General features: G+C 69.6%; 16 protein-coding genes. 5 read left to right on the top strand and 11 right to left on the bottom strand.

What is annotated here, in order from left to right:
- Nucleotides 1-11: 11 nt before the first annotated feature.
- The 3 genes from R4Z63_RS25625 to R4Z63_RS25615 all read right to left on the bottom strand — a co-directional run bounded on the left by R4Z63_RS25625 (nucleotide 12) and on the right by R4Z63_RS25615 (nucleotide 3,407).
- The gene (locus R4Z63_RS25625; RefSeq protein WP_384446612.1) at nucleotides 12-800 is read right to left on the bottom strand and encodes an ATP-binding cassette domain-containing protein; all 789 of its coding nucleotides are present in this window, start codon (nucleotides 798-800) and stop codon (nucleotides 12-14) included.
- Nucleotides 801-962: 162 nt separating this feature from the next.
- On the bottom strand, nucleotides 963-2,075 hold the full coding sequence (locus R4Z63_RS25620; protein ID WP_384446614.1) for a sugar ABC transporter substrate-binding protein: 1,113 nt from the start codon (nucleotides 2,073-2,075) through the stop codon (nucleotides 963-965).
- 117 nt (nucleotides 2,076-2,192) lie between these two features.
- The gene (locus R4Z63_RS25615) at nucleotides 2,193-3,407 is read right to left on the bottom strand and encodes an ROK family transcriptional regulator (RefSeq protein ID WP_037915259.1); all 1,215 of its coding nucleotides are present in this window, start codon (nucleotides 3,405-3,407) and stop codon (nucleotides 2,193-2,195) included.
- 597 nt (nucleotides 3,408-4,004) lie between these two features.
- Here R4Z63_RS25615 and mgtA point away from each other — a divergent pair.
- Nucleotides 4,005-6,725, top strand: a complete 2,721-nt coding sequence (gene mgtA, locus R4Z63_RS25610) for a magnesium-translocating P-type ATPase (protein ID WP_384446617.1) — start codon at nucleotides 4,005-4,007, stop codon at nucleotides 6,723-6,725.
- Between the two features lie 103 nt (nucleotides 6,726-6,828).
- Here mgtA and R4Z63_RS25605 read toward each other — a convergent pair whose 3' ends face one another.
- The 8 genes from R4Z63_RS25605 to R4Z63_RS25570 form a co-directional block, all read right to left on the bottom strand.
- Complete coding sequence (locus R4Z63_RS25605) at nucleotides 6,829-7,755, bottom strand: carbohydrate ABC transporter permease (RefSeq protein ID WP_037915256.1); 927 nt, start codon at nucleotides 7,753-7,755, stop codon at nucleotides 6,829-6,831.
- Between the two features lie 13 nt (nucleotides 7,756-7,768).
- A complete protein-coding gene (locus tag R4Z63_RS25600; protein ID WP_037915254.1) occupies nucleotides 7,769-8,713 on the bottom strand; it encodes a carbohydrate ABC transporter permease in 945 nt (314 codons plus the stop codon).
- 42 nt (nucleotides 8,714-8,755) lie between these two features.
- The gene (gene ngcE, locus R4Z63_RS25595; RefSeq protein WP_384446737.1) at nucleotides 8,756-10,180 is read right to left on the bottom strand and encodes an N-acetylglucosamine/diacetylchitobiose ABC transporter substrate-binding protein; all 1,425 of its coding nucleotides are present in this window, start codon (nucleotides 10,178-10,180) and stop codon (nucleotides 8,756-8,758) included.
- A 328-nt stretch (nucleotides 10,181-10,508) separates the two neighbouring features.
- Nucleotides 10,509-13,223 carry an aconitate hydratase AcnA gene (gene acnA, locus R4Z63_RS25590; protein ID WP_037915249.1) on the bottom strand — a complete coding sequence of 905 codons (2,715 nt, stop codon included), beginning with the start codon at nucleotides 13,221-13,223 and terminating at the stop codon, nucleotides 10,509-10,511.
- A 603-nt stretch (nucleotides 13,224-13,826) separates the two neighbouring features.
- Nucleotides 13,827-14,378, bottom strand: coding sequence for a hypothetical protein (locus R4Z63_RS25585; protein ID WP_384446739.1), 552 nt, complete (start codon nucleotides 14,376-14,378; stop codon nucleotides 13,827-13,829).
- A 287-nt stretch (nucleotides 14,379-14,665) separates the two neighbouring features.
- Nucleotides 14,666-15,040, bottom strand: a complete 375-nt coding sequence (locus tag R4Z63_RS25580; protein WP_491522597.1) for a hypothetical protein — start codon at nucleotides 15,038-15,040, stop codon at nucleotides 14,666-14,668.
- Entirely contained in the window at nucleotides 15,040-15,930 is an 891-nt protein-coding gene (locus R4Z63_RS25575) for an aminoglycoside phosphotransferase family protein (protein ID WP_384446620.1), read from the bottom strand. Before R4Z63_RS25575 ends, R4Z63_RS25580 begins: the two co-directional genes overlap by 1 nt.
- A 289-nt stretch (nucleotides 15,931-16,219) precedes the next feature.
- Nucleotides 16,220-17,083 carry a haloalkane dehalogenase gene (locus R4Z63_RS25570; protein ID WP_384446622.1) on the bottom strand — a complete coding sequence of 288 codons (864 nt, stop codon included), beginning with the start codon at nucleotides 17,081-17,083 and terminating at the stop codon, nucleotides 16,220-16,222.
- A gap of 95 nt (nucleotides 17,084-17,178) precedes the next feature.
- Between R4Z63_RS25570 and R4Z63_RS25565 the strand changes: the two genes are divergently transcribed.
- The 4 genes from R4Z63_RS25565 to R4Z63_RS25550 all read left to right on the top strand — a co-directional run bounded on the left by R4Z63_RS25565 (nucleotide 17,179) and on the right by R4Z63_RS25550 (nucleotide 21,910).
- Complete coding sequence (locus tag R4Z63_RS25565; RefSeq protein WP_384446624.1) at nucleotides 17,179-17,667, top strand: MarR family winged helix-turn-helix transcriptional regulator; 489 nt, start codon at nucleotides 17,179-17,181, stop codon at nucleotides 17,665-17,667.
- A gap of 157 nt (nucleotides 17,668-17,824) precedes the next feature.
- Nucleotides 17,825-19,354 carry a helix-turn-helix domain-containing protein gene (locus R4Z63_RS25560; protein WP_037915238.1) on the top strand — a complete coding sequence of 510 codons (1,530 nt, stop codon included), beginning with the start codon at nucleotides 17,825-17,827 and terminating at the stop codon, nucleotides 19,352-19,354.
- Between the two features lie 209 nt (nucleotides 19,355-19,563).
- Nucleotides 19,564-20,082 carry a GNAT family N-acetyltransferase gene (locus R4Z63_RS25555; protein WP_384446627.1) on the top strand — a complete coding sequence of 173 codons (519 nt, stop codon included), beginning with the start codon at nucleotides 19,564-19,566 and terminating at the stop codon, nucleotides 20,080-20,082.
- Nucleotides 20,083-20,455: 373 nt separating this feature from the next.
- The gene (locus R4Z63_RS25550) at nucleotides 20,456-21,910 is read left to right on the top strand and encodes a cytochrome P450 (RefSeq protein ID WP_384446629.1); all 1,455 of its coding nucleotides are present in this window, start codon (nucleotides 20,456-20,458) and stop codon (nucleotides 21,908-21,910) included.
- Nucleotides 21,911-21,917: the final 7 nt, after the last annotated feature.

The following is a 21,917-nucleotide window of genomic DNA, read 5'->3' as shown; positions in this document are numbered from 1 at the left end:
GTTCTGGGTGCTCACTTGCCGGCCTCCGAGGTGCGGGCCGCCCGGCGGGTCACGGCGTTGTCCGTGGCACCGGTGATGGCGGAGATGATCTCTTCCTGCGAGGTGTCGGCGACGTTGAAGACACCGTTGTTGCGGCCCAGCCGCAGGACCGCCACCTTGTCGGCGACGGCCTTCACATCGGCCATGTTGTGGCTGATGAGGATGACCGCGTGGCCGCGCTCGCGCAGCCGCTCCACCAGGTCGAGCACCTGTGCGGTCTGCTCGACGCCGAGGGCCGCGGTGGGCTCGTCGAGGATGACGAGCTGGGGCTCGCCCAGCATCGAACGGGCGATCGCCACGGTCTGGCGCTGACCGCCCGACAGCGAGGCGATGGGGATCCGGACACTGGGGATCCGGATGGACAGGGTGGTCAGGAGTTCGCGGGCGCGCCGCTCCATCTCCACCTCGTCCAGGACGCCGAACCTCTTGAGCTCGCGGCCGAGGAAGAGGTTGCCGACGACATCGATGTTGTCGCACAGCGCCAGGTCCTGGTAGACCGTCGCGATGCCCAGGTTCTGGGCGTCGTGGGGCTTTCCGATGGCGACCGGGCGCCCCTCCCATTCGATGACGCCTTCATCGATGGGGTGCACGCCGGCGATCGTCTTGACCAGCGTGGACTTTCCGGCACCGTTGTCGCCGACGAGGGCGACCACTTCACCGGAGTGGATCTCGAGTTCTACGTCGGTGAGGGCCTGAACGGCACCGAACCGCTTCGAGACCCCTCGCAACGCCAGCACGGGCGCAGCGGACACATGAACCATCTCCTTCGCCGCCTGACCGGCGGGGATGTCGTGCAAAAGAGCAGGAGCGGGACGAATGGGGGAGGAACGTTTCTGCCCGGCGCCCCGCCCGGTGGCGGGGATGAGGAGGGAGGGGCGCCGGTCAGGCACGGGGGCCGCCTCGCGCAGAGGCGGCGGGGGCCGCTACTTCAGGCCGGCGGCGGCGCAGGCCGCCGCGTACTTGTCGGTGCAGATCTCGTCGACCGAGTAGACGCCGTCCTTGACGACGGTGTCCTTGATGTTGGCCTTGGTCAGCGAGATGACCGGGATCAGCACGGAGGGGACGCCCTTGGTGGTGGGGCTGTCGACCGTGGACGTGGTGCCCTCGGGCTTCCCGCCCTTGGCGAGGGCTACGGCCATCTTGGCGGCGGCCTCGGCCTCAGGGGCGTACGGCTTGTAGACGCTCATGAACTGCTCGCCCGCGACGATGCGCTGGACGCCGGCGAGTTCGGCGTCCTGGCCGGTGACCGGGGGCAGCGGGGAGACGCCGGCGGCCTTGAGGGCGGTGATGATGCCGCCGGCCATGCCGTCATTGGCGGAGTAGACGCCGATGACCTTGTCCTTGCCGAGCGCGGAGAGCGCGGCCGCCATGTTGGTGTTGGCGTTCTCCGGCTTCCACTCGACGGTGTCGTACTCCTTGCCGACGTTCACCTTGCCGTCGAGCTCGGAGTGCGCGCCGGACTTGAAGAGCTTGGCGTTCGGGTCGGTGACCGAACCGTTCATCATGACGATCTGGCCGTCCTTGGCCTTGTCGCCCAGCGCCTCAAGCAGGGCCTTGCCCTGGACCTTGCCGACCTCTTCGTTGTCGAAGGAGGTGTACGCGTCGATCGGGCCCTCGGCCAGGCGGTCGTAGGCCACGACCGGGATGCCCGCGTCCTTGGCCTTCTTGACCGAGCCGGCGATGGCCTTGGAGTCCACCGCGTCGATGATCAGGACGTCCACCTTGTTGGTGATCATCGTGTCGACCTGGGAGTTCTGCGTGGTCGCGTCCTGCTTGGCGTTGGCGTAGACGACCTCGCCCTTGCCGCCGGTGAGCTCGGCGACCTTCTTCTCGATCAGCGGCTTGTCGAACTTCTCGTACCGCGCGGTCTGGTTCTCCGGCAGGAGCAGGCCGATCTTGATCGCGTCGCCCTTGGCGGCGCCGGACGACTCCTTCGCCTTGTCGCCGGCCTCCTTGGCGCTGCCACAGGCGGCAAGGGAAACGGCCATGGCGCCGGCGGCAACGGCTACGGCGGCTCTGCGCATACGCGTGTTCATTACTTGAACCTCCCTGACGAGGCCGCTACGCCGCGGCCGAGGTGGATGTGAGTCAACCCCGGCCGCGTTTTGCCGTCAAGGAGTGAATTCTTAACGAGATGACAACGGTGCCATTCGTTATCTACCTGAAGGCAAGACGGCTGGAGCTCGCACTCCACTTCCATGATCTGACAAAAGTGTCGAATCGCCCATCTCGCTCAGCACGAGAGCCAGTGCGCCCAGCACCTCGGCACGGCCGCCCAGGGACCCCGTCAGCACCGACAGCTGCCGGGCCGCGCTGGGGATCGCATACCTCCCCACTGATTCACGGATGGGGGCCAGGACCAGTTCACCCGCCTCCGCCAGCGAGCCGCCCAGCACCACCCGGCTGGGGTTCAGGAGGTTGCACAGGCTGGCCACGCCGCTGCCGATGTGGCGGCCGACATCGGTGATCACCCGACGGCAGCCGGGGTCCCCGTCGCGGGCCAGCTCGACCACCCGCTCCATCGTCAACTCCGGCCCGTGCGTGCCCTGGAGCAGCGGCAGGACGTACCGGGCCGCGGCGAAGGTCTCCAGGCAGCCGCGGTTGCCGCAGCGGCAGACCGGGCCCGATTCGTCCAGCGTGATGTGCCCGATCTCGCCCGCCGTGCCACCCGGGCCGCGGTAGATCTGGCCGTTGATCACCAGGCCGGCGCCGACGCCGCTGGCCACCTTGATGTAGGCCAGGTCCTTCACCCCGCGGCCACTGCCCCAAACGAGTTCGCCGAGCGCGCCGAGGTTGGCGTCGTTGTCCACGTAGACGGGCACTCCGAGGCGCTGCGAGAGCTCCTGGCGCGGATTGATCCCCGCCCAGCCCGGCAGGATCGCGGTGGAGCCCAGGGTCCCGGACTCCACGTCGATCGGGCCGGGGACGCCGAGCCCGACCCCGATGACCTTGTCCAGCCCGACCCCGATGCCCTCGATCAGGCGCCCGACCAGTGCTTCCGCCCGGTCGAAGCCGTCCGCCCAGGAGGCGTCCACGTCCAGCGGCTCGGTCTCCTCGGCCAGCACCTGGTGGGCGAGGTTACCGACGGCCACCCGGAGGTGGGTGTGGCCGAAGTCGACGCCGATCACGATGCCCGCGTCACCGCTGAGCGACACGCTCCGTGCCCGCCGGCCTCCGGCCGAGGTGTCGGTGACCTCGACGGTCCCGCCGTCCTTGAGCTCCCGGACGATGTTGGAGACCGTGGCCGCCGACAGTCCGGTGGTACGGGCGATCTCCGCCTGGGTCAGCGACCCCGCGAGCCGCACCGCCCGTACGACCCGTTCGAGATTCGCGCGGTGCAGCGACGACTGCGATCCGGGAGTCTGCACGACTCATCCACTCCTGCCCTGTAGCGACGGCCAGCCGTCGCCCCCCGGCCGGGTCACCTCGCGGCTGCGCGCTCCGAGTCCCCGGCTTCTCTCCAACTTGTGAACCTTAAGTCGAGCCTTTGCGCATCCGCACGTCAAGAGGCTGACATGACACGAAACGGGCCTACCGGCCGAAAGGGGGAGGGAGTAGCCCCGCCGATCGTGTTACGGTCGCTGGGGCGCCGGTCCTCTGCGGCCCTTCCGGCCGGACCGGGCGCCCGTCATGTCAGCGCGAGGCGAGGAGGTGTTCGGGATGAGTCCCGATCGAAGTCCTCGCAGCGCTCTGTGCGGCTGACCCGCCGAACAGCCCTTCGGCCGAACGGCTGAGCAGCCGGCCTTCCCCTGAGTGCGCGCGGCGGTGCACCACCGCGCCCGTGCGCTGCTGCGTGCATCCCGCGTCCCCCTTTTCCGCATGACCGGACGGCCTCGTCCGGCGTGCGTCACCCCAGTCCGTCGGCGTCCGGCCGGCCCGCAAGGCCGCCGCACACCGACTGTCGATCACTCCACGTGACCGTGTGGCTTCGCGCTGCCCGGAACCGTGGAAGGAGGTTATGTGCCATGACCATGCTCACCCCCCGTACGCCGGCCAAGCTCGCGCCGCCGGGCCGGTCCCGCCGCGAGCGCAAGGCCGCCGAGCTGGAGTCCCGTACCCGGCTCGTCGGCGAGCGCCTCGCCCGGATCAGCGCCGGACCCGGCGTAGGAGCCCTGCAGTCCGTGGACGCGTCCGCGGCGGGCCTCACCCACGCCGAGGCCGCCCTGCGCCTGGAGCGCCACGGCGCCAACGTCGTCGCCCACGAGCGCACCCCGCGCTGGTACGTCCAGCTGGTGAAGGCCTTCTGGAACCCCTTCATCGCGGTCCTGGTCTTCCTGGCCGCCGTCATGTACTGGCAGGACCCCGCGGACCCGGGCGTCGTCATCCTCACCGTGATGGTGGTGATCAGCGGGCTGCTGCGCTTCTGGCAGGAGTACCGCTCCGGTCGCGCCGCCGACGCGCTCAGGCAACTGGTCACCACCACGTGCGCGGTCCGGCGCCGTTCCCACAGCGGGTCCGCCGCCACCACCTTCGAAGTGCCCATGGACCAGGTGGTTCCGGGCGATGTGGTGAGGCTGGCCGCGGGCGACCTGATCCCTGCCGACCTGCGCCTGCTCACCGCCAAGGACCTGATGGTCGGCCAGGCCGCACTCTCCGGCGAGTCCCTGCCGGTGGCCAAGGCGGACACCCGCGCGGAGGACCTGGGTCAGCAGGACACGACCGACCCGGTCGAGGCCGACAACCTGGCCCTGATGGGCACCTCGGTCACCTCCGGCACCGCCACCGGGGTCGTCGTCGCCACCGGAGCGGACACCTACTTCGGCTCGATGGCCGGCTCCCTGGTCGGCGAGCGCCCGCAGACCGCCTTCGACACCGGTGTGCGCAAGGTCAGCTTCCTGCTGATCCGGTTCATGCTGGTCATGGTCCCGGTGGTCTTCATGATCAACGGCCTGACCAAGGGTGACTGGGACGAGGCCTTCCTCTTCGGTGTCGCGGTCGCCGTCGGCCTGACCCCCGAGATGCTCCCGATGGTGGTCTCCGCCAACCTGGCGCGCGGTGCCGTCGCTCTGTCCAAGCGCAAGGTGGTCGTCAAGCGGCTGGGCGCCATCCAGAACCTGGGCGCGATGGACGTGCTCTGCACCGACAAGACCGGCACCCTCACCGAGGACCGGATCGTCCTGGACCGGTACCTGGACGTGCACGGCAACGAGGACGGCGAGGTCCTGGAGTACGGCTACCTCAACGCGCACTTCCAGACCGGGCTGCGCAACCTCATGGACCAGGCGGTCATCGACCGCGTCAACGAGGCCGAGGAGGTTGTCGTCGACGCACGGTTCTCGATGGTCGACGAGATCCCCTTCGACTTCGCCCGGCGCCGGATGTCCGTGGTCCTGGCCCGCAACGCGCTCGTAGGGGGCTCCGGACCGGTCGAGCACGTCATGATCACCAAGGGTGCGGTCGAAGAGGTCCTCGCTCTCTGCACGCATGTCACCGACCGCGGCGAGACGGTGGAGCTGACCGAGCAGCTCCGGTGGCACGTCACCCGGATCGCCGAGGACCACAACCGGCGGGGCCTGCGGGTCCTCGCCGTCGCCACCCGCGGCTTCGACACCCCGCGCAACACCTACTCCGTCGCCGACGAGGACCGGCTGACCCTGGTCGGCTTCCTCGCCTTCCTCGACCCCGCCAAGGCGGACGCCGCCCGCGCCCTGGAAGGACTCGCCGACAAGGGCATCGCGGTGAAGGTCGTCACCGGCGACAACGAGCTCGTCGCCGCGCGGGTCTGCGCGGACGTCGGCATCGACGTGGGGACCGTGGTCCTGGGCGCCATGACCGACGACCTCGACGACGCCGAACTGCGCGCGCTGGCAGCCCGTACGACGGTCTTCGCCAAGGTCAACCCGGTCCAGAAGGCCAGGATCGTCCGGGCCCTCCAGGCGGACGGGCACACCGTCGGCTTCCTCGGCGACGGCATCAACGACGCGGCCGCGCTGCGCGACGCCGACGTCGGCATCTCGGTCGACACCGCCGTCGACATCGCCAAGGAGTCGGCGGACATCATCCTGCTGGAGAAGGACCTGACCGTCCTGGAGCAGGGCGTCCTCCAGGGCCGGACCACCTTCGGCAACACGATCAAGTACATCAAGATGACTGCGTCGTCGAACTTCGGCAACGTCTTCTCGGTCCTGGTCGCGAGCGCCTTCATCCCCTTCCAGCCGATGCTCGCGATCATGCTGCTGGTCCAGAACCTGGTCTACGACATCGCCCAGCTCGCGACCCCGTGGGACCGGATGGACGAGGAGTACCTGCGCCGGCCCCGCACCTGGGACGCCAGGGGCATCGGCCGCTTCATGGTCACCATCGGCCCGATCAGCTCGATCTTCGACATCGCGATGTTCCTGATCATGTGGCACGTCTTCGCCGCCGACAGCGAGGAGAGCCAGTCCCTCTTCCAGTCCGGCTGGTTCGTCGAGGGCCTGCTCTCGCAGACCCTGATCGTCCACATGATCCGTACCCGGAAGATCCCCTTCATCCAGTCCCGCGCCTCCTGGCCGGTCATGGTGATGACCGTCCTCGCCGTACTGACCGGGCTCTGGCTGCCCTTCTCGCCGCTGGCCTCCTCGCTGGGCTTCGTCGCCCTGCCGGCGAGCTACTTCCCGTGGCTGATCGGTGTGCTGCTCGCGTACTGCACGCTCACCCAGCTCGTGAAGACCTGGTACATCCGCCGCTTCGGCACCTGGCTGTAGCAGGAGGGGGTCCGATGCCGCCCACCGTGCGGCGGACGGCCGCGCACCCGGCCGCCGCGTTCGGACGCGGAGCGGTCATCGGACCCCGCCCCACGCGGGGCCGCTACTTCAGGGTCGCCGAGGTGAGGCCCGCCTGGATCTGGCGCTGGAAGGAGAGGTAGACCACCAGCATCGGGATCATCGCGATGGTCACGCCGGCGAAGAGCACGGGCAGGTCGGTCTCGTAGCCCTGCTGTTGCTGGAGCTGGATCAGGCCCTGGGTGAGCAGATAGCGCTCGGGGTCCGATCCGGTCTGGGGCTGCATCAGCACGGAGGGCAGGATGTACTGGTTCCACTGGCCCAGGACGTTGAAGATCCCGACGCTGATCAGGCCGGGCTTCGCCATCGGCACCATCACCTGGAAGAAGATCCGGGTGTCGGAGGCGCCGTCGATCACCGCGGCCTCATGCACCGCCGTCGGCAGGGTGCGGAAGAACGAGTGCATGAAGAAGACGGTGAACGGCATCGAGTACGCCACGTACACGAGGATCAGGCCCTGGTACGTGTTGAGCATGTCGAACCGCTTGACCATGAAGAACAGCGGGACGAGTGCCAGGAAGACGGGGAACATCGCCCCGCTGACGAAGAAGTAGTAGATGAACCGGTTGCCCGGGAAGGGGTAGCGGGCCAGGACGTAGGCCGCCATCGAGCCGAGCAGCATCGTCAGCGGGACCGAGAACACCATCACGATGAGGGTGTGGGCGAAGTAGTCGCCGATGCCCTTGTCCCAGGCCCGCCCGAAGGCGTCGAGGTTCCAGTTGGTGGGCCAGCTGAGGGCCGAGCCGCCGATCTGCGCGTCGGTCTTGAAAGAGCCGAGCGCCAGCCAGATCAGGGGCAGCACGATCAGTACGGCCCACAGGACGAGGAAGCCGTGGGAGAAGACGTTGAGGACCATGCCCTCGGAGCGCCCCGCACCCCGTTCCCCGCCGGGGGCGGCTCCCCCGGACCGCTCCGCAGCGGATTCGCCCGGGGCCTTGATCACTGTGGTCATGACGGTCTCCCGCTCAGAACTCGATGCGCTCGCGGCGGGTGGCGCGCAGCGTGATGACGGAAAGGATCATGGTGAGGACGAGCATGACCACGCCCATGGCGCAGGCGTAGCCGCTCTTGCCGAAGTAGAGGAAGTTCCTCATGAGCACCGTGGCCATGACCTCGCTGTGGTGGTCGGGGCCGCCGCCGAACTGGCCGGAGGTCATGGTCGACACCAGGACGAACATGTCCATCGCGGCGATGCCCAGGTAGACCGCGGAGGTCTGCACGGAGTCCCACAGCAGGGGCAGGGTGACCCTGAAGAACGTCTGGGCGCGGCCGGCGCCGTCGAGGAGGGCCGCCTCGTAGATGTCCTTGGGGACGGACTGCATGGCCGCGGAGAACAGGACCAGGTAGAAGCCCACTCCGTGCCAGACCACCACCAGGAGCAGGCACCACAGGACGAGCCTGGGCTCGTTCAACCATTCGATCGGGTGCATCCGGTCGACGATGCCGAGCCGGATGAGGACGCCGTTGAGGAGGCCGCCCTCGTCGGTGCGGTACACGGCGCCGAAGAGCACCGCGAGGATGGCGAGGGAGAGGACCTGCGGGAAGAAGTAGACGACCTTGTAGAGGCGTGAGCCCGCCACGCCCTGCACACCGCCGGCCCCGCCCCGCCCGCCCGCGTTCACCATGAAGGCGAAGAAGAGGGCGAGCAGGATGGTGACCACCGGCACGAACACCAGGAGCAGCAGGTTGTTCCAGAGGGCCCCGCGGAAGACCTCGTCCTTCATCAGGGCGGAGTAGTTGTCGATGCCGACGAAGTCGAACGTCGGCGACTGGCCCGTCCAGTTGGTGAAGGAGTAGCCGAACGTCTGTACGTACGGCCAGATGACGAAGGTCAGATAGAGCGCGAGGGGTGCGATGAGGAAGCCGGCGATGAAGCCGGTCCGCCCCCTGCCCTGGACTACTTGGCTCATGGTGTCCGTCCCTGGTGTGCCGGTGACCGGTGGGGCCTGCTGTCAGCTGCGACGGTTGTTCTTGGCGTTGGGATCCTGCGCCGCCTTGTCGACCGCCGCCTGGGCCCGCTTGATCCACTCCTTCGGCTGAATCCGCTTGGCCATCAGCTCGTTGGACGCGTCCTGGATCGCCGTGTCCATCTCGCTGTACCAGTCGGGGTAAAGGTAATTGAAGGTGTTCGTTCCCGCCGCCTTGAGGGCGGCCACCGCCGACTGGGTGCCGGGCCGCAGCGTGACGCCCGGGTCCACGCCGTCCTTGACGACGGTGAGCGAGTTGGCCTGCTGGGCGAAGATGGTCGACCATTCCCGGGACAGCATCGAACGGATGAACTCCAGGCCGCCCGGCTTGTTGGCCGCCTTCTCGGGGACGATGAACGGCTCGCCGGCACCGGCCCGGATGGCCTCGAAGGGCAGCTTGCTGTCCGCGAGCAGCGGGACCGGGAGGAACTGCATGTCGAAGTCGTCGGGCGTCTGCTTGAGCTGCTCGTTCTCCAGCCAGGAGCCGGACGGGATGAAGGCGGCCTTGTACTGGTTCCAGGCGGTCTGGGACTCGGTGTGGGTCAGGCCGTTCGTCCCCGGAAGGAGCAGGTCTTTCTCGACCACCTCGTAGACCGCCTCGACGGCGGCGAGGGCGGCCGTGCTGCCCTCGAAGGCGTTGGGCTCCAGGTTGTCGATCGCCTTCATGGCGTCCAGGCCGCCCTTCTTGGCGATCAGGTCCATGATGACGACGTTGATGTAGTACGGGTACTTGCCCTGGTGGGCGAGGCCGCCGAGGCCGGCCTCCTTCGCCTTGGCGCAGATCGCGAGGAACTCGTCCCAGGTCCGGGGCGGCGTCCAGCCCTTCTCCTTGAAGAGCTTCCCGGAGTACCAGAATCCGTAGACCGTGTAGACGTAGTTCAGCGAGACGAACTTGCCGCCCTGCGTGCCCTGTTCGATGGTGCCCGCGATGAGCGTGTCCCGGACCTTCTTGCTCGGGTCGTCGAGGGAGGGGGCATCCAGCACCGGCGTGAGGTCCGCGAGCTGGTTGCTCTTGAAGAGCACGTCCAGCTTGATCTTCTGGGCTCCGGAGTTGTCGACCACGTCCGGCGGATTGCCGCCGTTGAAGCGGGTCTGCAGCTTTCCGGTGATCTCCTGGGTGCCGAGGTGGGAGCTGGTCGTGCCCCACTTCTTGTCGAAGGCGGCCTCCCAGGCCTTCGCGTAGTCGTCGCCGAAGCCGCCCTTGAAGACGACGACGTCCATCGTGCCGCCCTTCGCGACACCGAAGGGGTTCTCCTTGGACACGACCCCCTTGTCGGGACCCTTCGTCGTGTCCTCACCGCCGGAGGCGCAGGCGGACAGGAAGCTCATCGTCGGCACGCTGATCAGTCCGAGCGCTGCGGAACGCTTGATCAGATCACGGCGGCCGAGGCCCTCACCAGTGGATCCCATGCTCATGTCCTCGCCTTCGTCAGGAGTGTGAAGGAGGCCGGAAATCGCGGCAGTTACCGTGCATGCGGGCATCACCGCAGGTCCCCCGGCATCCCCCGGCCCGGAGCCGCTCGTCACGCGGCGGCCCGGACGGGCACAGGTATAGTCCACTTCCGCTCGGCTGAGCAAGATCGTGCACAAGGATCGTTCCCGGCTTTTCCGAGTTGAGACCTGTCCGTCACCTGAGGCCGTCGCCGCCGCCGCACGGAACGACAAGGGCCGTACCCCCTCGTCGGGGGTACGGCCCTATGGTGCCGACAGACGGCGGATCGCTCCGCCTGGCGCGCCCTTAGCCGCGGATGAGGTTCCGCAGGACGTACTGCATGATGCCGCCGTTGCGGTAGTAGTCGGCCTCACCCGGCGTGTCGATGCGGACGACCGCGTCGAACTCCACACCGGTGTCGGTGGCGACCTTGACCGTGCGCGGGGTGGTGCCGTTGTTCAGCTCCTCCACACCGGTGAAGGAGAAGGTCTCCTCGCCGGTGAGGCCCAGGGAGGCCGCGGTGGCGCCCTCGGGGAACTGCAGGGGCAGGACGCCCATGCCGATCAGGTTGGAGCGGTGGATGCGCTCGTAGGACTCGGCGATGACGGCCTTGACGCCGAGCAGCGCGGTGCCCTTGGCCGCCCAGTCGCGGGACGAGCCGGAACCGTACTCCTTGCCGGCCAGGATGACCAGCGGGATGCCGGCGGCCTGGTAGTTCTGCGAGGCGTCGTAGATGAAGGAGACCGGGCCGCCCTCGACGGTGAAGTCGCGGGTGAAGCCGCCCTCGGTGCCCGGCGCGATCTGGTTGCGCAGGCGGATGTTGGCGAACGTACCGCGGATCATGACCTCGTGGTTGCCGCGGCGGGAACCGTACGAGTTGAAGTCGCGGCGCTCGACACCGTGCTCGGTGAGGTACTTGCCGGCCGGGGTGTCGGCCTTGATCGCACCGGCCGGGGAGATGTGGTCGGTGGTGACCGAGTCGCCCAGCTTCGCCAGGACGCGGGCGCCGGCGATGTCGGAGACCGGGGTGGTCTCCATCGTCATGCCCTCGAAGTAGGGGGGCTTGCGGACGTAGGTGGACTGCGGGTCCCACTCGAAGGTGTTGCCGGTCGGGATCGACAGCGCCTGCCACTGGGCGTCGCCCGCGAAGACGTCGCTGTAGGACTTGCTGAACATGTCCTCGCCGATGGCGTTCGCCACGACGTCGTTGACCTCGGCCTCGGAGGGCCAGATGTCCTTCAGGAAGACCGGGTTGCCCTCGGTGTCGGTGCCGATGGCGTCCTGGGTGATGTCCACCTTCATGGAGCCCGCGATAGCGTACGCGACGACCAGCGGCGGGGAGGCCAGGTAGTTCATCTTGACGTCGGGGTTGATCCGGCCCTCGAAGTTGCGGTTGCCGGAGAGCACCGAGGTGACCGCGAGGTCGTGCTCGTTGATCGCCTTCGAGATCTCCTCGTCCAGCGGACCGGAGTTGCCGATGCAGGTGGTGCAGCCGTACCCGACGAGGTTGAAGCCCATCTTGTCGAGGTACGGGGTCAGGCCGGCCTTGTCGAAGTAGTCGGTGACGACCTTCGAACCGGGGGCCAGGGTGGTCTTGACCCACGGCTTGCGGGTCAGGCCCTTCTCGACCGCCTTCTTGGCCACGAGGGCGGCGGCCACCATGACGTAGGGGTTCGAGGTGTTGGTGCAGGAGGTGATCGCGGCGACGGTGACGGCGCCGTGGTCGATCTCGAAGGAGGTGCCGTCGGCCAGGGTGACCTGGGTCGGGCGGGTCGGCACGCCGTTGGTGGCGGCCGGGGCGTCAGAGGCCGGGAAGGACTCCTTGCCCGCCTCGTCGGCGTCGTCGACGTAGTTCAGGACGTCGACCGCGAACTGCTGGGAGGCGTTCGCCAGGACGATGCGGTCCTGCGGGCGCTTCGGGCCGGCGATGGAGGGGACGACCGTGGAGAGGTCGAGCTCCAGCTTCTCGGAGAAGTCCGGCTCGGCGGCCGGGTCGAGCCACAGGCCCTGCTCCTTGGCGTACGCCTCGACGAGCGCGACCTGCTGCTCGGAGCGGCCGGTCAGGCGCAGGTACTTCAGGGTCTCGCCGTCGATCGGGAAGATCGCGGCGGTGGAGCCGAACTCCGGCGACATGTTGCCGATGGTGGCGCGGTTCGCGAGGGAGGTGGCGGCGACGCCCTCACCGTAGAACTCCACGAACTTGCCGACGACACCGTGCTTGCGCAGCATCTCGGTGATGGTCAGCACCAGGTCGGTGGCGGTGGTACCGGTCGGCAGCTCGCCGGTCAGCTTGAAGCCGACGACGCGCGGGATCAGCATGGAGACCGGCTGGCCGAGCATCGCGGCCTCGGCCTCGATGCCGCCGACGCCCCAGCCCAGCACGCCGAGGCCGTTGACCATGGTGGTGTGCGAGTCGGTGCCGACGAGGGTGTCGGGGTAGGCCTGGCCGTTACGGACCATGACGGTGCGGGCCAGGTGCTCGATGTTGACCTGGTGGACGATGCCGGTGCCCGGGGGGACGACCTTGAAGTCGTCGAAGGCGGTCTGGCCCCAACGCAGGAACTGGTAGCGCTCCTTGTTGCGGCCGTACTCCAGCTCGACGTTCTGCGCGAAGGCGTCCTTCGTGCCGAACTTGTCGGCGATGACCGAGTGGTCGATGACCATCTCGGCGGGCGAAAGCGGGTTGATCTTCGCCGGGTCGCCGCCGAGGGCCTTCACGGCCTCACGCATCGTGGCGAGGTCCACGACACAGGGGACGCCGGTGAAGTCCTGCATGATCACGCGGGCCGGCGTGAACTGGATCTCCTGGCTGGGCTGAGCCTGGGAGTCCCAGCCGCCGAGCGCCCGGATGTGGTCGGCGGTGATGTTCGCGCCGTCCTCGGTGCGGAGCAGGTTCTCCAGCAGCACCTTCAGGCTGTAGGGCAGGCGGGCAGAGCCCTCGACCTTGTCCAGCCGGAAGATCTCGTACGACTCGTCGCCCACCTGCAGCGTGCTGCGGGCGTCGAAGCTGTTCGCCGACACGACAGTCTCCTTCATGCATGAATTCGCGCGTATTACCGCATCCTGCCGCCACGCCCCTTGGCCAATCCGCTAAGGTAAGGCTAAGTTAGGTAGTCCTTACCAGCGGGGGCGGCTGCGGTACGCCTTGGGCAGATATCTCGATGTCGAGATAACTCTAGTACATGTCCGGGCGCGACGACGAGGCACGCCCCGTGCCGTCTCGTCGAGGGGCGAGCGTTCCGGGCGGAGGCCGGTGGCGGCTGGGCGGCGCCAACGAGACTCACAGCGTCGCGGAGCAGGAAGGGCCTGCGGTCGATCCGCCGCTCCCTCTACTGCATCACCCGTATCCGGGCGCGCAACCACCGCGGCGACGGCGCGTGGACCGAAGCGGACCGCACGCACCTGCGCCGCAGGCCGTCCCCCCTTCGGCGAGCCGGCCCGCCCTCACGCCGTGGGCTGCCGGAGGGCGCCGGGGGCGGCATGCACCCGCATCGACTCGCCGGGCGGCGCAGCGCCAGTCGGCGTGTCGCCCACCGGGCCCGCACCGCGCCGCCCCTTCCGGCCGAGGAAACGGGCGGGGCCGTGTTGCGTCGTCGCGGTTCAGCGGCCTGGACGGACCAGGCGTCAGAGATGCCGTGCAGGTGCGGTGGCTTCCGCTCGCCCGTCGGCCCGGCTTCGCCGAACCCACCAGCTCCACGCCGTGTGCCCGATGAGAGCCCCGGCCACGACACATGCTGCGACGCGCGTCACGTTCCAGGTCGCAGAGAAAACCGGCCCCTGCACGTCCGCCTCCACGCTCAACCGCCGGGTCGCCTCGAAGAAGGCGATGAACGGAACGAGCAGACGGAACAGAAGGCCGCCGACTCCGGGCGTCCGCGCCATGTTCCCGACGAACCCCAAAGGCGCACCGAACACGAAAGCCGCTGTTCCCCACACGAGAATCCGCCCGTCCTTGAAGGCGCCGGATTCCCACTGCACTCCAGCAGGGACGGGGGTGGCAGCTTCCATTCCGGCTGGAATGGCGGGATTCATGTCCTTGAAAAGGTAGTAGGCGACCACACCCACGGCCAGGCCCGAGGATGCCAGCAACGCAGACTCGATGGTGGACCGACGGGAGCAACCCACCAGTAACGCATAGCAGGCCCAGGGCCAGCCACTGGAAAAGACCGTACTCATGACCACGCAAACGGCATTGCCCCCTTTCCCGGCAAAGGGGCCTACCAGGCCTAGCAGCAAACCCGCCCCGAGAGACACCGAGACCGGCACCACGTGAGCACGTATGAATCGTCGTGTGATGGCTCTTCCCCTGTTCCATGGACGCGTACGGGCAGGCCCGACCCACGCGATCGTAGGCGGAGCAGGCGCCTGGGCGAGACCCGCCGCACCACCGACGGCGACGGATCCGCCGACCGTTTTCGCGACCTTCCGCACCCCGCTCACCTGCGCGGAACGGGAGAGATCCGTCACACGCCCGGGCGGCCGGTGCCGGTGCCGGTGCCGGTGCCGGTGCCGGTGCCGGTGCCGGTGCCGGTGCCGGTGCCGGTGCCGGTGCCGGTGCCGGTGCCGGTGCCGGTGCCGGTGCCGGTGCCGGTGCCGGTGCCGGTGCCGGTGCCGGTGCCGGTGCCGGTGCCGGTGCCGGTGCCGGTGCCGGACACGATCGTCTGCGACCGCGGCCAGGTCTCCGACCCGAACACCTTCCGCGCATCCCGCTGCTCCTCGGGCACCAGCAGTCGGCTCCGGGGCAGGGCGGCGCCCTTCGAGGAAGGCCGCGACCACCGCGCAGGCCGGAGGGGGAAGCGGTCGTTCGCCTCCGTGACGGCCCTTGACCGGGACGACATCACTCCGTCGAGGCCAGAATGCGGTCGAGGGTCCGGCGCCCCGTGCCGCTCATCACCGGGTTGCTCTCGGCGTAGTACCAGACGAGGCCCATCGCCTGTTCAAAGGCCCACGCCGTGCCGCGCGCCCACTCCAGATCGTCGCAGGCCAGTGTCCGCCGAAGCACTTCCCGTGGACCGGGCTCCAGCAGGTGCCAGGCACTGACCAGATCCAGCGCGGGGTCGGCCGGGCCGAAGCCGCCGGTGTCGAGGACGCCACTGAGCCGGCCTCCCGCGACCAGTACGTTGCCGGGAATCAGGTCGCCGTGGCTCATCACGTCGGCGCCCGTGCGCGGCAACTCCCGGAAGCGGCTCCACAGCCGGCGCAGCCGGGGTACGTCGAGCAGCCCCTCGCTCTCCTCGAAGCACTGCGCCATCCACTCGTCGTGGTGGGCGAGAACGCCGCCCCGGTTGTCGCCGCTGAAACGCCGCCCCCGCGTCTCGGCGTTCCGCAGGGCCGCGATGAAGGCGGCGAGATCCTCGGCGAATGCGTCCGACCCGCTCGGATCGGCATCGAGGGCGACCGTTCCCGGCAGCCATGTCTGGACCGACCACGGCATGGGGTAGCCCGCTCCGGGCTGTCCCGTGGCGACGGGTTCCGGGACGGGGAACCGGGACACCTGTGCCAGCTCCGCGCTCGCCCGTGCCTCCTGTTCCAGAACGGCCAGCGCCTCGGCGGCGTCGGTCGGGCGCAGCGGGAAACGTGCGGAAAAGCCCTCCCCGATGCGGAAGATGGCGTTGACCGTTCCGGTCGATGGCAGGGGCCGGATCGCCTCGCCGCTCCACTGGGGGAACTGTTCTTGAACCAGGGCCGCCACGATGTCGGTGGTCACGTCCACTTGGTCGACGTGCATGGTCAATCCCGCAGGCCCTTCCACTGGTCCGGTTCGACACGACGTGAGCGGTCCCGATCGACCGGCACACAGCCAGTATTCAGGCGCCGGGTTCCGGATCAACCGGGTTTCCTTCGGCCGACAGGCGCCTCGGACGTTCCGGCCGCCGCGGGCCGCATCCGCGGCTTCGGGGCACGGGATGCGGGATGCGGGATGCGGGATGCCGAGCGGTCGTCCGCGGTCGTCCCCGGTCACCCGGGCCGTACCCTGACGGGCGGGCGCGTCCCCGGTGCGCCCTCCGCGGCGCGACTCACCGGGCAAGCGCGTGGCGGACGGCCCAGGCGTTGACGGCCGCGGCGATCTCCTCGGGCCGGTCCTCCGGGCAGAGGTGGGCCGCGGAACCGCAGTACTCGCTCTCCAGCGCCGAGATGTTCCGCTCGCACCAGGCGGCGGCCTCGGCTCCGGTCATCAGGGCGGGCGAGCCGTCGAAGGTGAGCAGGAGCTTGGGCACCTCGGGACTGTCGGCCAGCCAGGCGTCGTACCGCTCGACGACGGCGACGACGTCGGCCGGCTCTCCTCCGATGGGCAGCGAGCGGGCCCACTGCAACAGGGGCCGCCGGCTCTCGCGGGTGGGGTAGGGGGCACCGTAGACGGCGCGGTCCTCCTCGGCCATCGGGTGGAGCACCGTCTGCAGAATGCTGTCCTCGATGAAGATGTTCCGGTCGAGGACCATCTCCTCCCCCAGCCCCGGGGTGCGTATCGCCTCGAACCGGACGCGTGCGGCGGGCGGGTACTCGTCCCACTCCATCGGGCGCACGATCGTCTCCATGAAGGCGATCCCGCGGACCCGCCCGGGGTGGCGGGCGGCCCGGTCGAGGGCGAGCGCCCCGCCCCAGTCCTGGCCGACGAGCACCGCCTCGTCGAGTCCGAGCGCGTCGAACCACGCGTCCAGGTAGCGCGCGTGGTCGGCGAAGCGGTACTCGCCGTCCGGCTTTCCGGAGCGCCCCATGCCGATGAGGTCGGGCGCCAGGACGCGGACCGGGCCCTCAATGCGGGGCAGCACTCCCCGCCAGAGGTGGGAGGAGGTGGGGTTGCCGTGGAGGAAGACGAAGGGCACGCCCTCGCCGCGGTCCTCGTAGTACATCGTCGAGTCGAGTACGTCGATCGTGGGCACGGGAGCCCCTTCCGCAATCGTTGGCGTGACTAACGTTAGCAACACGAACGAAACTATACCGTTGGTGTCACTAACGCAAGCGGTAGCATCACCCCATGACCACCAGGGAGAACGGGGGCGCGGCCGTACCCGCGCGACTGCGCGAACTACCCAGCCGCCTGCTGGGACTGGCCTCCACGCATGCACAGCGACTGGTGGCCGAGACCCTCGGTCGGGCAGATGCCCACAAATGGCACTATGCAGCGATGGTCGCCTTGGAGGAGTACGGACCGGCGAGCCAGGCCGCGCTGAGCGACCGCACCGGCATCCACCGCAGCGACCTGGTCGCCGTCATCAACGAACTCGCCGAGCGCGAACTGGTCGAGCGGGCACCGGACCCCGAGGACCGCAGGCGCAACGTCATCACCCTCACCACGCCCGGTCGGCGGCGGCTGCGCCGACTGGAGCAGCTCCTCGACGCGGCCCAGGACGAACTCTTGAGCCCACTGTCGGCCGCGGAGCGCGAGCGGCTCACCCACCTGCTGGGCCGGATCGTCGAGCACCACACGCACGGCGGCCACGCCGCGGAACCTGACGGCCGGTAACGCGCGCGGGGCGCGAGGGCACCACCCCCAACACATTCCGAAATAGCCCATAACGCCGCCCCGACGCACACTCGACGCATGACCGCCACGGCGTTCGATTCACCCATCTGCCACACCCGACGCAGGAGTCATCTCATATCTGAGATACGGTGCCCCCATGGCAGACGACTACCTCGTACGCATCGGCAAGCTCATCCGTGACGCCCGGCAGCACCGGGGCTGGACACAGAGTCAGCTCGCCGAAGCCCTCGGCACCAGCCAGAGCGCGGTGAACCGAATCGAGCGCGGCAACCAGAACATCAGCCTTGAGATGATCGCCCGAATCGGTGAAGCTCTCGACAGCGAGATCGTCTCCCTGGGCTATGCCGGCCCGATGCACCTGCGCGTGGTCGGAGGCCGCCGCCTGTCCGGCGCCATCGACGTCAAGACGAGCAAGAACGCCTGCGTCGCGCTGCTCTGCGCCTCACTGCTCAACAAGGGCCGTACGGTCCTGCGGCGGGTGGCCCGCATCGAGGAGGTCTACCGCCTCCTGGAAGTCCTGAACTCCATCGGCGTCCGCAGCCGCTGGATCAACGACGGCGTGGACCTGGAGTTGGTCCCGCCGGCCCGCCTCGACATGGAGGCCATGGACGCGGACGCGGCCCGCCGGACCCGGAGCATCATCATGTTCCTGGGCCCCCTGCTGCACCGCATGGAGACCTTCCGCCTGCCGTACGCCGGCGGATGCGACCTCGGCACCCGCACCATCGAGCCGCACATGATCGCCCTGCGCCGCTTCGGCCTGGACATCACCGCGACCGAGGGCATCTACCACGCGAAGGTCGCGGCCGGCGTCATTCCCGACCGCCCGATCGTGCTGACCGAGCGCGGGGACACGGTCACCGAGAACGCGCTGCTGGCGGCCGCCCGGCACGACGGCGTCACCGTCATCCGCAACGCCTCCTCCAACTACATGGTCCAGGACCTGTGCTTCTTCCTGGAGGCGCTGGGCGTCAAGGTCGAAGGCGTCGGCACCACCACGCTCACCGTCCACGGCGTCCAGAACATCGACGTGGACGTGGACTACTCCCCCTCCGAGGACCCCGTCGAGGCGATGAGCCTGCTGGCCGCCGCGGTCGTCACGGAGTCGGAACTGACGATCCGCCGGGTGCCGATCGAGTTCATGGAGATCGAACTCGCGGTGCTGGAGGAGATGGGACTCGACCACGACCGCTCGGCGGAGTACTCGGCGGACAACGGCCGCACCCGGCTCGTCGACCTCACGGTCCGCCCCTCGAAGCTCGAGGCTCCGATCGACAAGATCCACCCGATGCCCTTCCCCGGGCTGAACATCGACAACGTCCCCTTCTTCGCGGCCATCGCGGCCGTAGCCCAGGGCCAGACCCTCATCCACGACTGGGTGTACGACAACCGCGCCATCTACCTGACAGACCTGAACCGCCTCGGCGGCCGCCTCCAGCTCCTGGACCCCCACCGGGTCCTGGTCGAGGGCCCCACCCGCTGGCGCGCCGCGGAGATGATGTGCCCGCCGGCCCTCCGCCCGGCGGTGGTCGTCCTGCTGGCGATGATGGCGGCCGAGGGCACCTCGGTCCTGCGCAACGTCTACGTGATCAACCGCGGCTACGAGGAACTGGCCGAGCGCCTCAACTCGGTGGGCGCCCAGATCGAGATCTTCCGCGACATCTGAGCCGCCCGCGCCCCGGGGCCCGGCGGACCGTCGGGCGCGGGTTGACGATCGTCACCGCCTTGGCGTGGATCGACCCGTCGTCAGTGCCCCGACGTTCGGGCTGTGGCCGCCCGTCGAACCCGCCGGACGCCCCATCGCGGCCCGTCCGGGGATCTGCCGACCGGGGCTCAACGGTGCTCCGGGCGGAGGGGGTGGGTTAGCGTGGCGCGGTGGTGCGCATACGGGAGATGGACGAGGGGGACATCGAGGCCGTTTCGGCGGTCCGGGTCCGGGGTTGGCAGGCGGCGTACGCCGGTATCGTGCCGCAGGCTCACCTGGACGCGATGACGGTCGAGGACGATGCCGACCAGCGGCGTCAGTGGTTCGGCCGCCCCGGACGCCGCTCCAGGGACCTGGTGGCGGTCGGCGACCGCGGTCCGGTGGGGTGGGTCTGCTTCGGGCCCTCCCGCAGTGAGGTGTCCGGCGTGACGGGGCCGGTGGGCGAGGTCCACGCCCTGTACGTGGCTCCGGACCTCATCGGCACGGGCGTCGGCCGCACACTCCTCCGCGCGGCGCACGCCGCGATGAGGGAGCAGGGCTTCGAGAGCTCGGCCCTGTGGGTGCTCCAGGACAACCACCGGGCCCGGCGCTTCTACGCGCGGGCCGGCTACCGGGCGGACGGTGCGGCGCAGGACGACGTCTATGGCGACGTCACGCTGTGCGAGCTGCGCTACCGGCGGTCGTTCTGACGGCGTGTTCGTGCACCACCGCGGAATCAACGTCCAGGAGAGCACCGAGGGCCGAAAGGCCGCGGGCGGGTCCGCGCTCCGACCGCGGGTGGTCGTGGCGTTACCGGCGGCGGGTGGCCGCATGCCGCGTCGCGGGACCGGCCGGACGCGGTCGCGGCCCAGGGCCGGCCCCTGCAACGGTTCCCCGTCGCCGCGCACCTGCCTAATCCGTACGAGCAGGGTGCCGGGCGGCCGGCCTCGCCGAAGGGATTCGGGTGCACCGGTCACCGAGCCCGTCGCCGCCCGCGCGGCCGCACGCGCTCTCGCCAGGAGCGGACGCGGACGGCAGAATCGGGCTCCGGCAGCAGGGGACCGGGGACGGGCGGGCGTCGGCATGACATTGGGCAGGAACGCGGGCAGCGCAGGTGCGGGTACGAGTGCGGGTACGGGGGTTCCGGTGCTTCCCGGGGCGCCGCTGCTCGGATCGCTCCACGACCTGAAGTCGGACTCCCTCGGCACCTATCTGCGGGCTCGGCAGTGGCTCGGTGACGTCGTGCGGGTCTCGGCCGGGCCGCCCGGGATGCGGGCCGACCTGTACTGCGTGTTCTCGCCCGAGGGTGTCCAGCAGGTGCTCGCCTCCCAGTCGGCCAACTTCCGCAAGGACAACCCCTTCTACCAGGAGGTCCGCGACTCCTTCGGCAACGGACTGCTGACCAGCCAGGACGAGGACTACCTGCGTCAGCGCCGGCTCGTGCAGCCGCTGTTCACGCGGCGCCGGGTGGACGGGTACGCCGGGGCCGTCGCCGCCGAGACGGCGTCGGTCGTCACCGCCTGGCAGGAGGCCCCGGACGGCGTCGTGGACCTCTCCGACGAGATGACGCACCTCGCGCTGCGTGCCGTCGCCCGGATCCTCTTCGGCACCGACGTCGAGGCCACCGCCGACGTCGTGGCGCGCTGCTTCCCGGTGATCACCGACTACGTGCTGCGCCGCGGGTACTCCCCCGCCACCGTCCCGCGCCACTGGCCCACCCCGGCGAACCGGCGGGCGGCCGCCGCGATGGACGAGCTGTACGGGGTCTGCGACCAGATCATCGGGCAGCGGCGGCGGGACCGCGCCCCCGCCCCCGCCCCGGATGGGCAGGCCCCGGCCGCCGGCGCCACCGGTGGGCAGGCCGCCGACGAGGACCTGCTGACGCTGCTGGCCGCCGCCCGGAGCTCGCAGGACGGCGCGTTCGACGCCGCCGAGCTGCGCGACCAGGTTCTGATCTTCCTGCTCGCCGGGCACGAGACGACCGCCACCTCCCTCTGCTTCGCCCTGCACCTGCTGGCCCGCCACCCCGAGCAGCAGGACCGGGCCCGCACGGAGATCACCCGGGTGTTGGGCGACCGTACGCCGCAGGCCCGCGACCTGGACCGGCTCCCGTACCTCTCGCAGGTGGTCAAGGAGGCCATGCGGCTGTACCCGGCCGCGCCGGTCATCGGCCGCAGGGCCGTCGCCGCCACCCGGATCGGGGAGCACACCATCCCCGCGGGCGCCGACGTGATCCTGGCCCCCTGGGTGACGCACCGCCATCCGGAGTACTGGCCGGACCCGGACCGCTTCGACCCGGAGCGCTTCACGCCGGAGGCGGAGGCCGGACGGCCGCGCTACGCGTGGTTCCCCTTCGGCGGCGGCCCGCGCGCCTGCATCGGGCAGCACTTCTCGATGCTGGAGTCGGTGGTCGCGCTGGCGATGATCCTGCGGACGTACGCGTTCGAGGCGGTGGACACCCGGATCCCGGTCGGGGCGGGAATCACCCTGCGGACGGAGGGTCCGGCGCGCTGCCGGGTCCGTCGCGTGGACCGCTAGCGGCCGC

The sequence above is a fragment of the Streptomyces sp. PL-29 genome, from assembly GCF_058344425.1.
This window is presented reverse-complemented; position numbering and strand designations above follow the sequence as displayed.

Coding starts and splice junctions, on each gene's coding strand:
- R4Z63_RS25550 (WP_384446629.1), top strand. CDS start 20,456: ATGACATTGGGCAGGAACGCGGGCAGCGCAGGTGCGGGTACGAGTGCG.
- R4Z63_RS25600 (WP_037915254.1), bottom strand. CDS start 8,713: ATGAGCCAAGTAGTCCAGGGCAGGGGGCGGACCGGCTTCATCGCCGGC.
- R4Z63_RS25580 (WP_491522597.1), bottom strand. CDS start 15,040: ATGTCGTCCCGGTCAAGGGCCGTCACGGAGGCGAACGACCGCTTCCCC.
- R4Z63_RS25565 (WP_384446624.1), top strand. CDS start 17,179: ATGACCACCAGGGAGAACGGGGGCGCGGCCGTACCCGCGCGACTGCGC.
- R4Z63_RS25585 (WP_384446739.1), bottom strand. CDS start 14,378: ATGAGTACGGTCTTTTCCAGTGGCTGGCCCTGGGCCTGCTATGCGTTA.
- R4Z63_RS25625 (WP_384446612.1), bottom strand. CDS start 800: ATGGTTCATGTGTCCGCTGCGCCCGTGCTGGCGTTGCGAGGGGTCTCG.
- R4Z63_RS25575 (WP_384446620.1), bottom strand. CDS start 15,930: ATGCACGTCGACCAAGTGGACGTGACCACCGACATCGTGGCGGCCCTG.
- R4Z63_RS25560 (WP_037915238.1), top strand. CDS start 17,825: ATGGCAGACGACTACCTCGTACGCATCGGCAAGCTCATCCGTGACGCC.
- ngcE (WP_384446737.1), bottom strand. CDS start 10,180: ATGGGATCCACTGGTGAGGGCCTCGGCCGCCGTGATCTGATCAAGCGT.
- mgtA (WP_384446617.1), top strand. CDS start 4,005: ATGACCATGCTCACCCCCCGTACGCCGGCCAAGCTCGCGCCGCCGGGC.
- R4Z63_RS25605 (WP_037915256.1), bottom strand. CDS start 7,755: ATGACCACAGTGATCAAGGCCCCGGGCGAATCCGCTGCGGAGCGGTCC.
- R4Z63_RS25620 (WP_384446614.1), bottom strand. CDS start 2,075: ATGAACACGCGTATGCGCAGAGCCGCCGTAGCCGTTGCCGCCGGCGCC.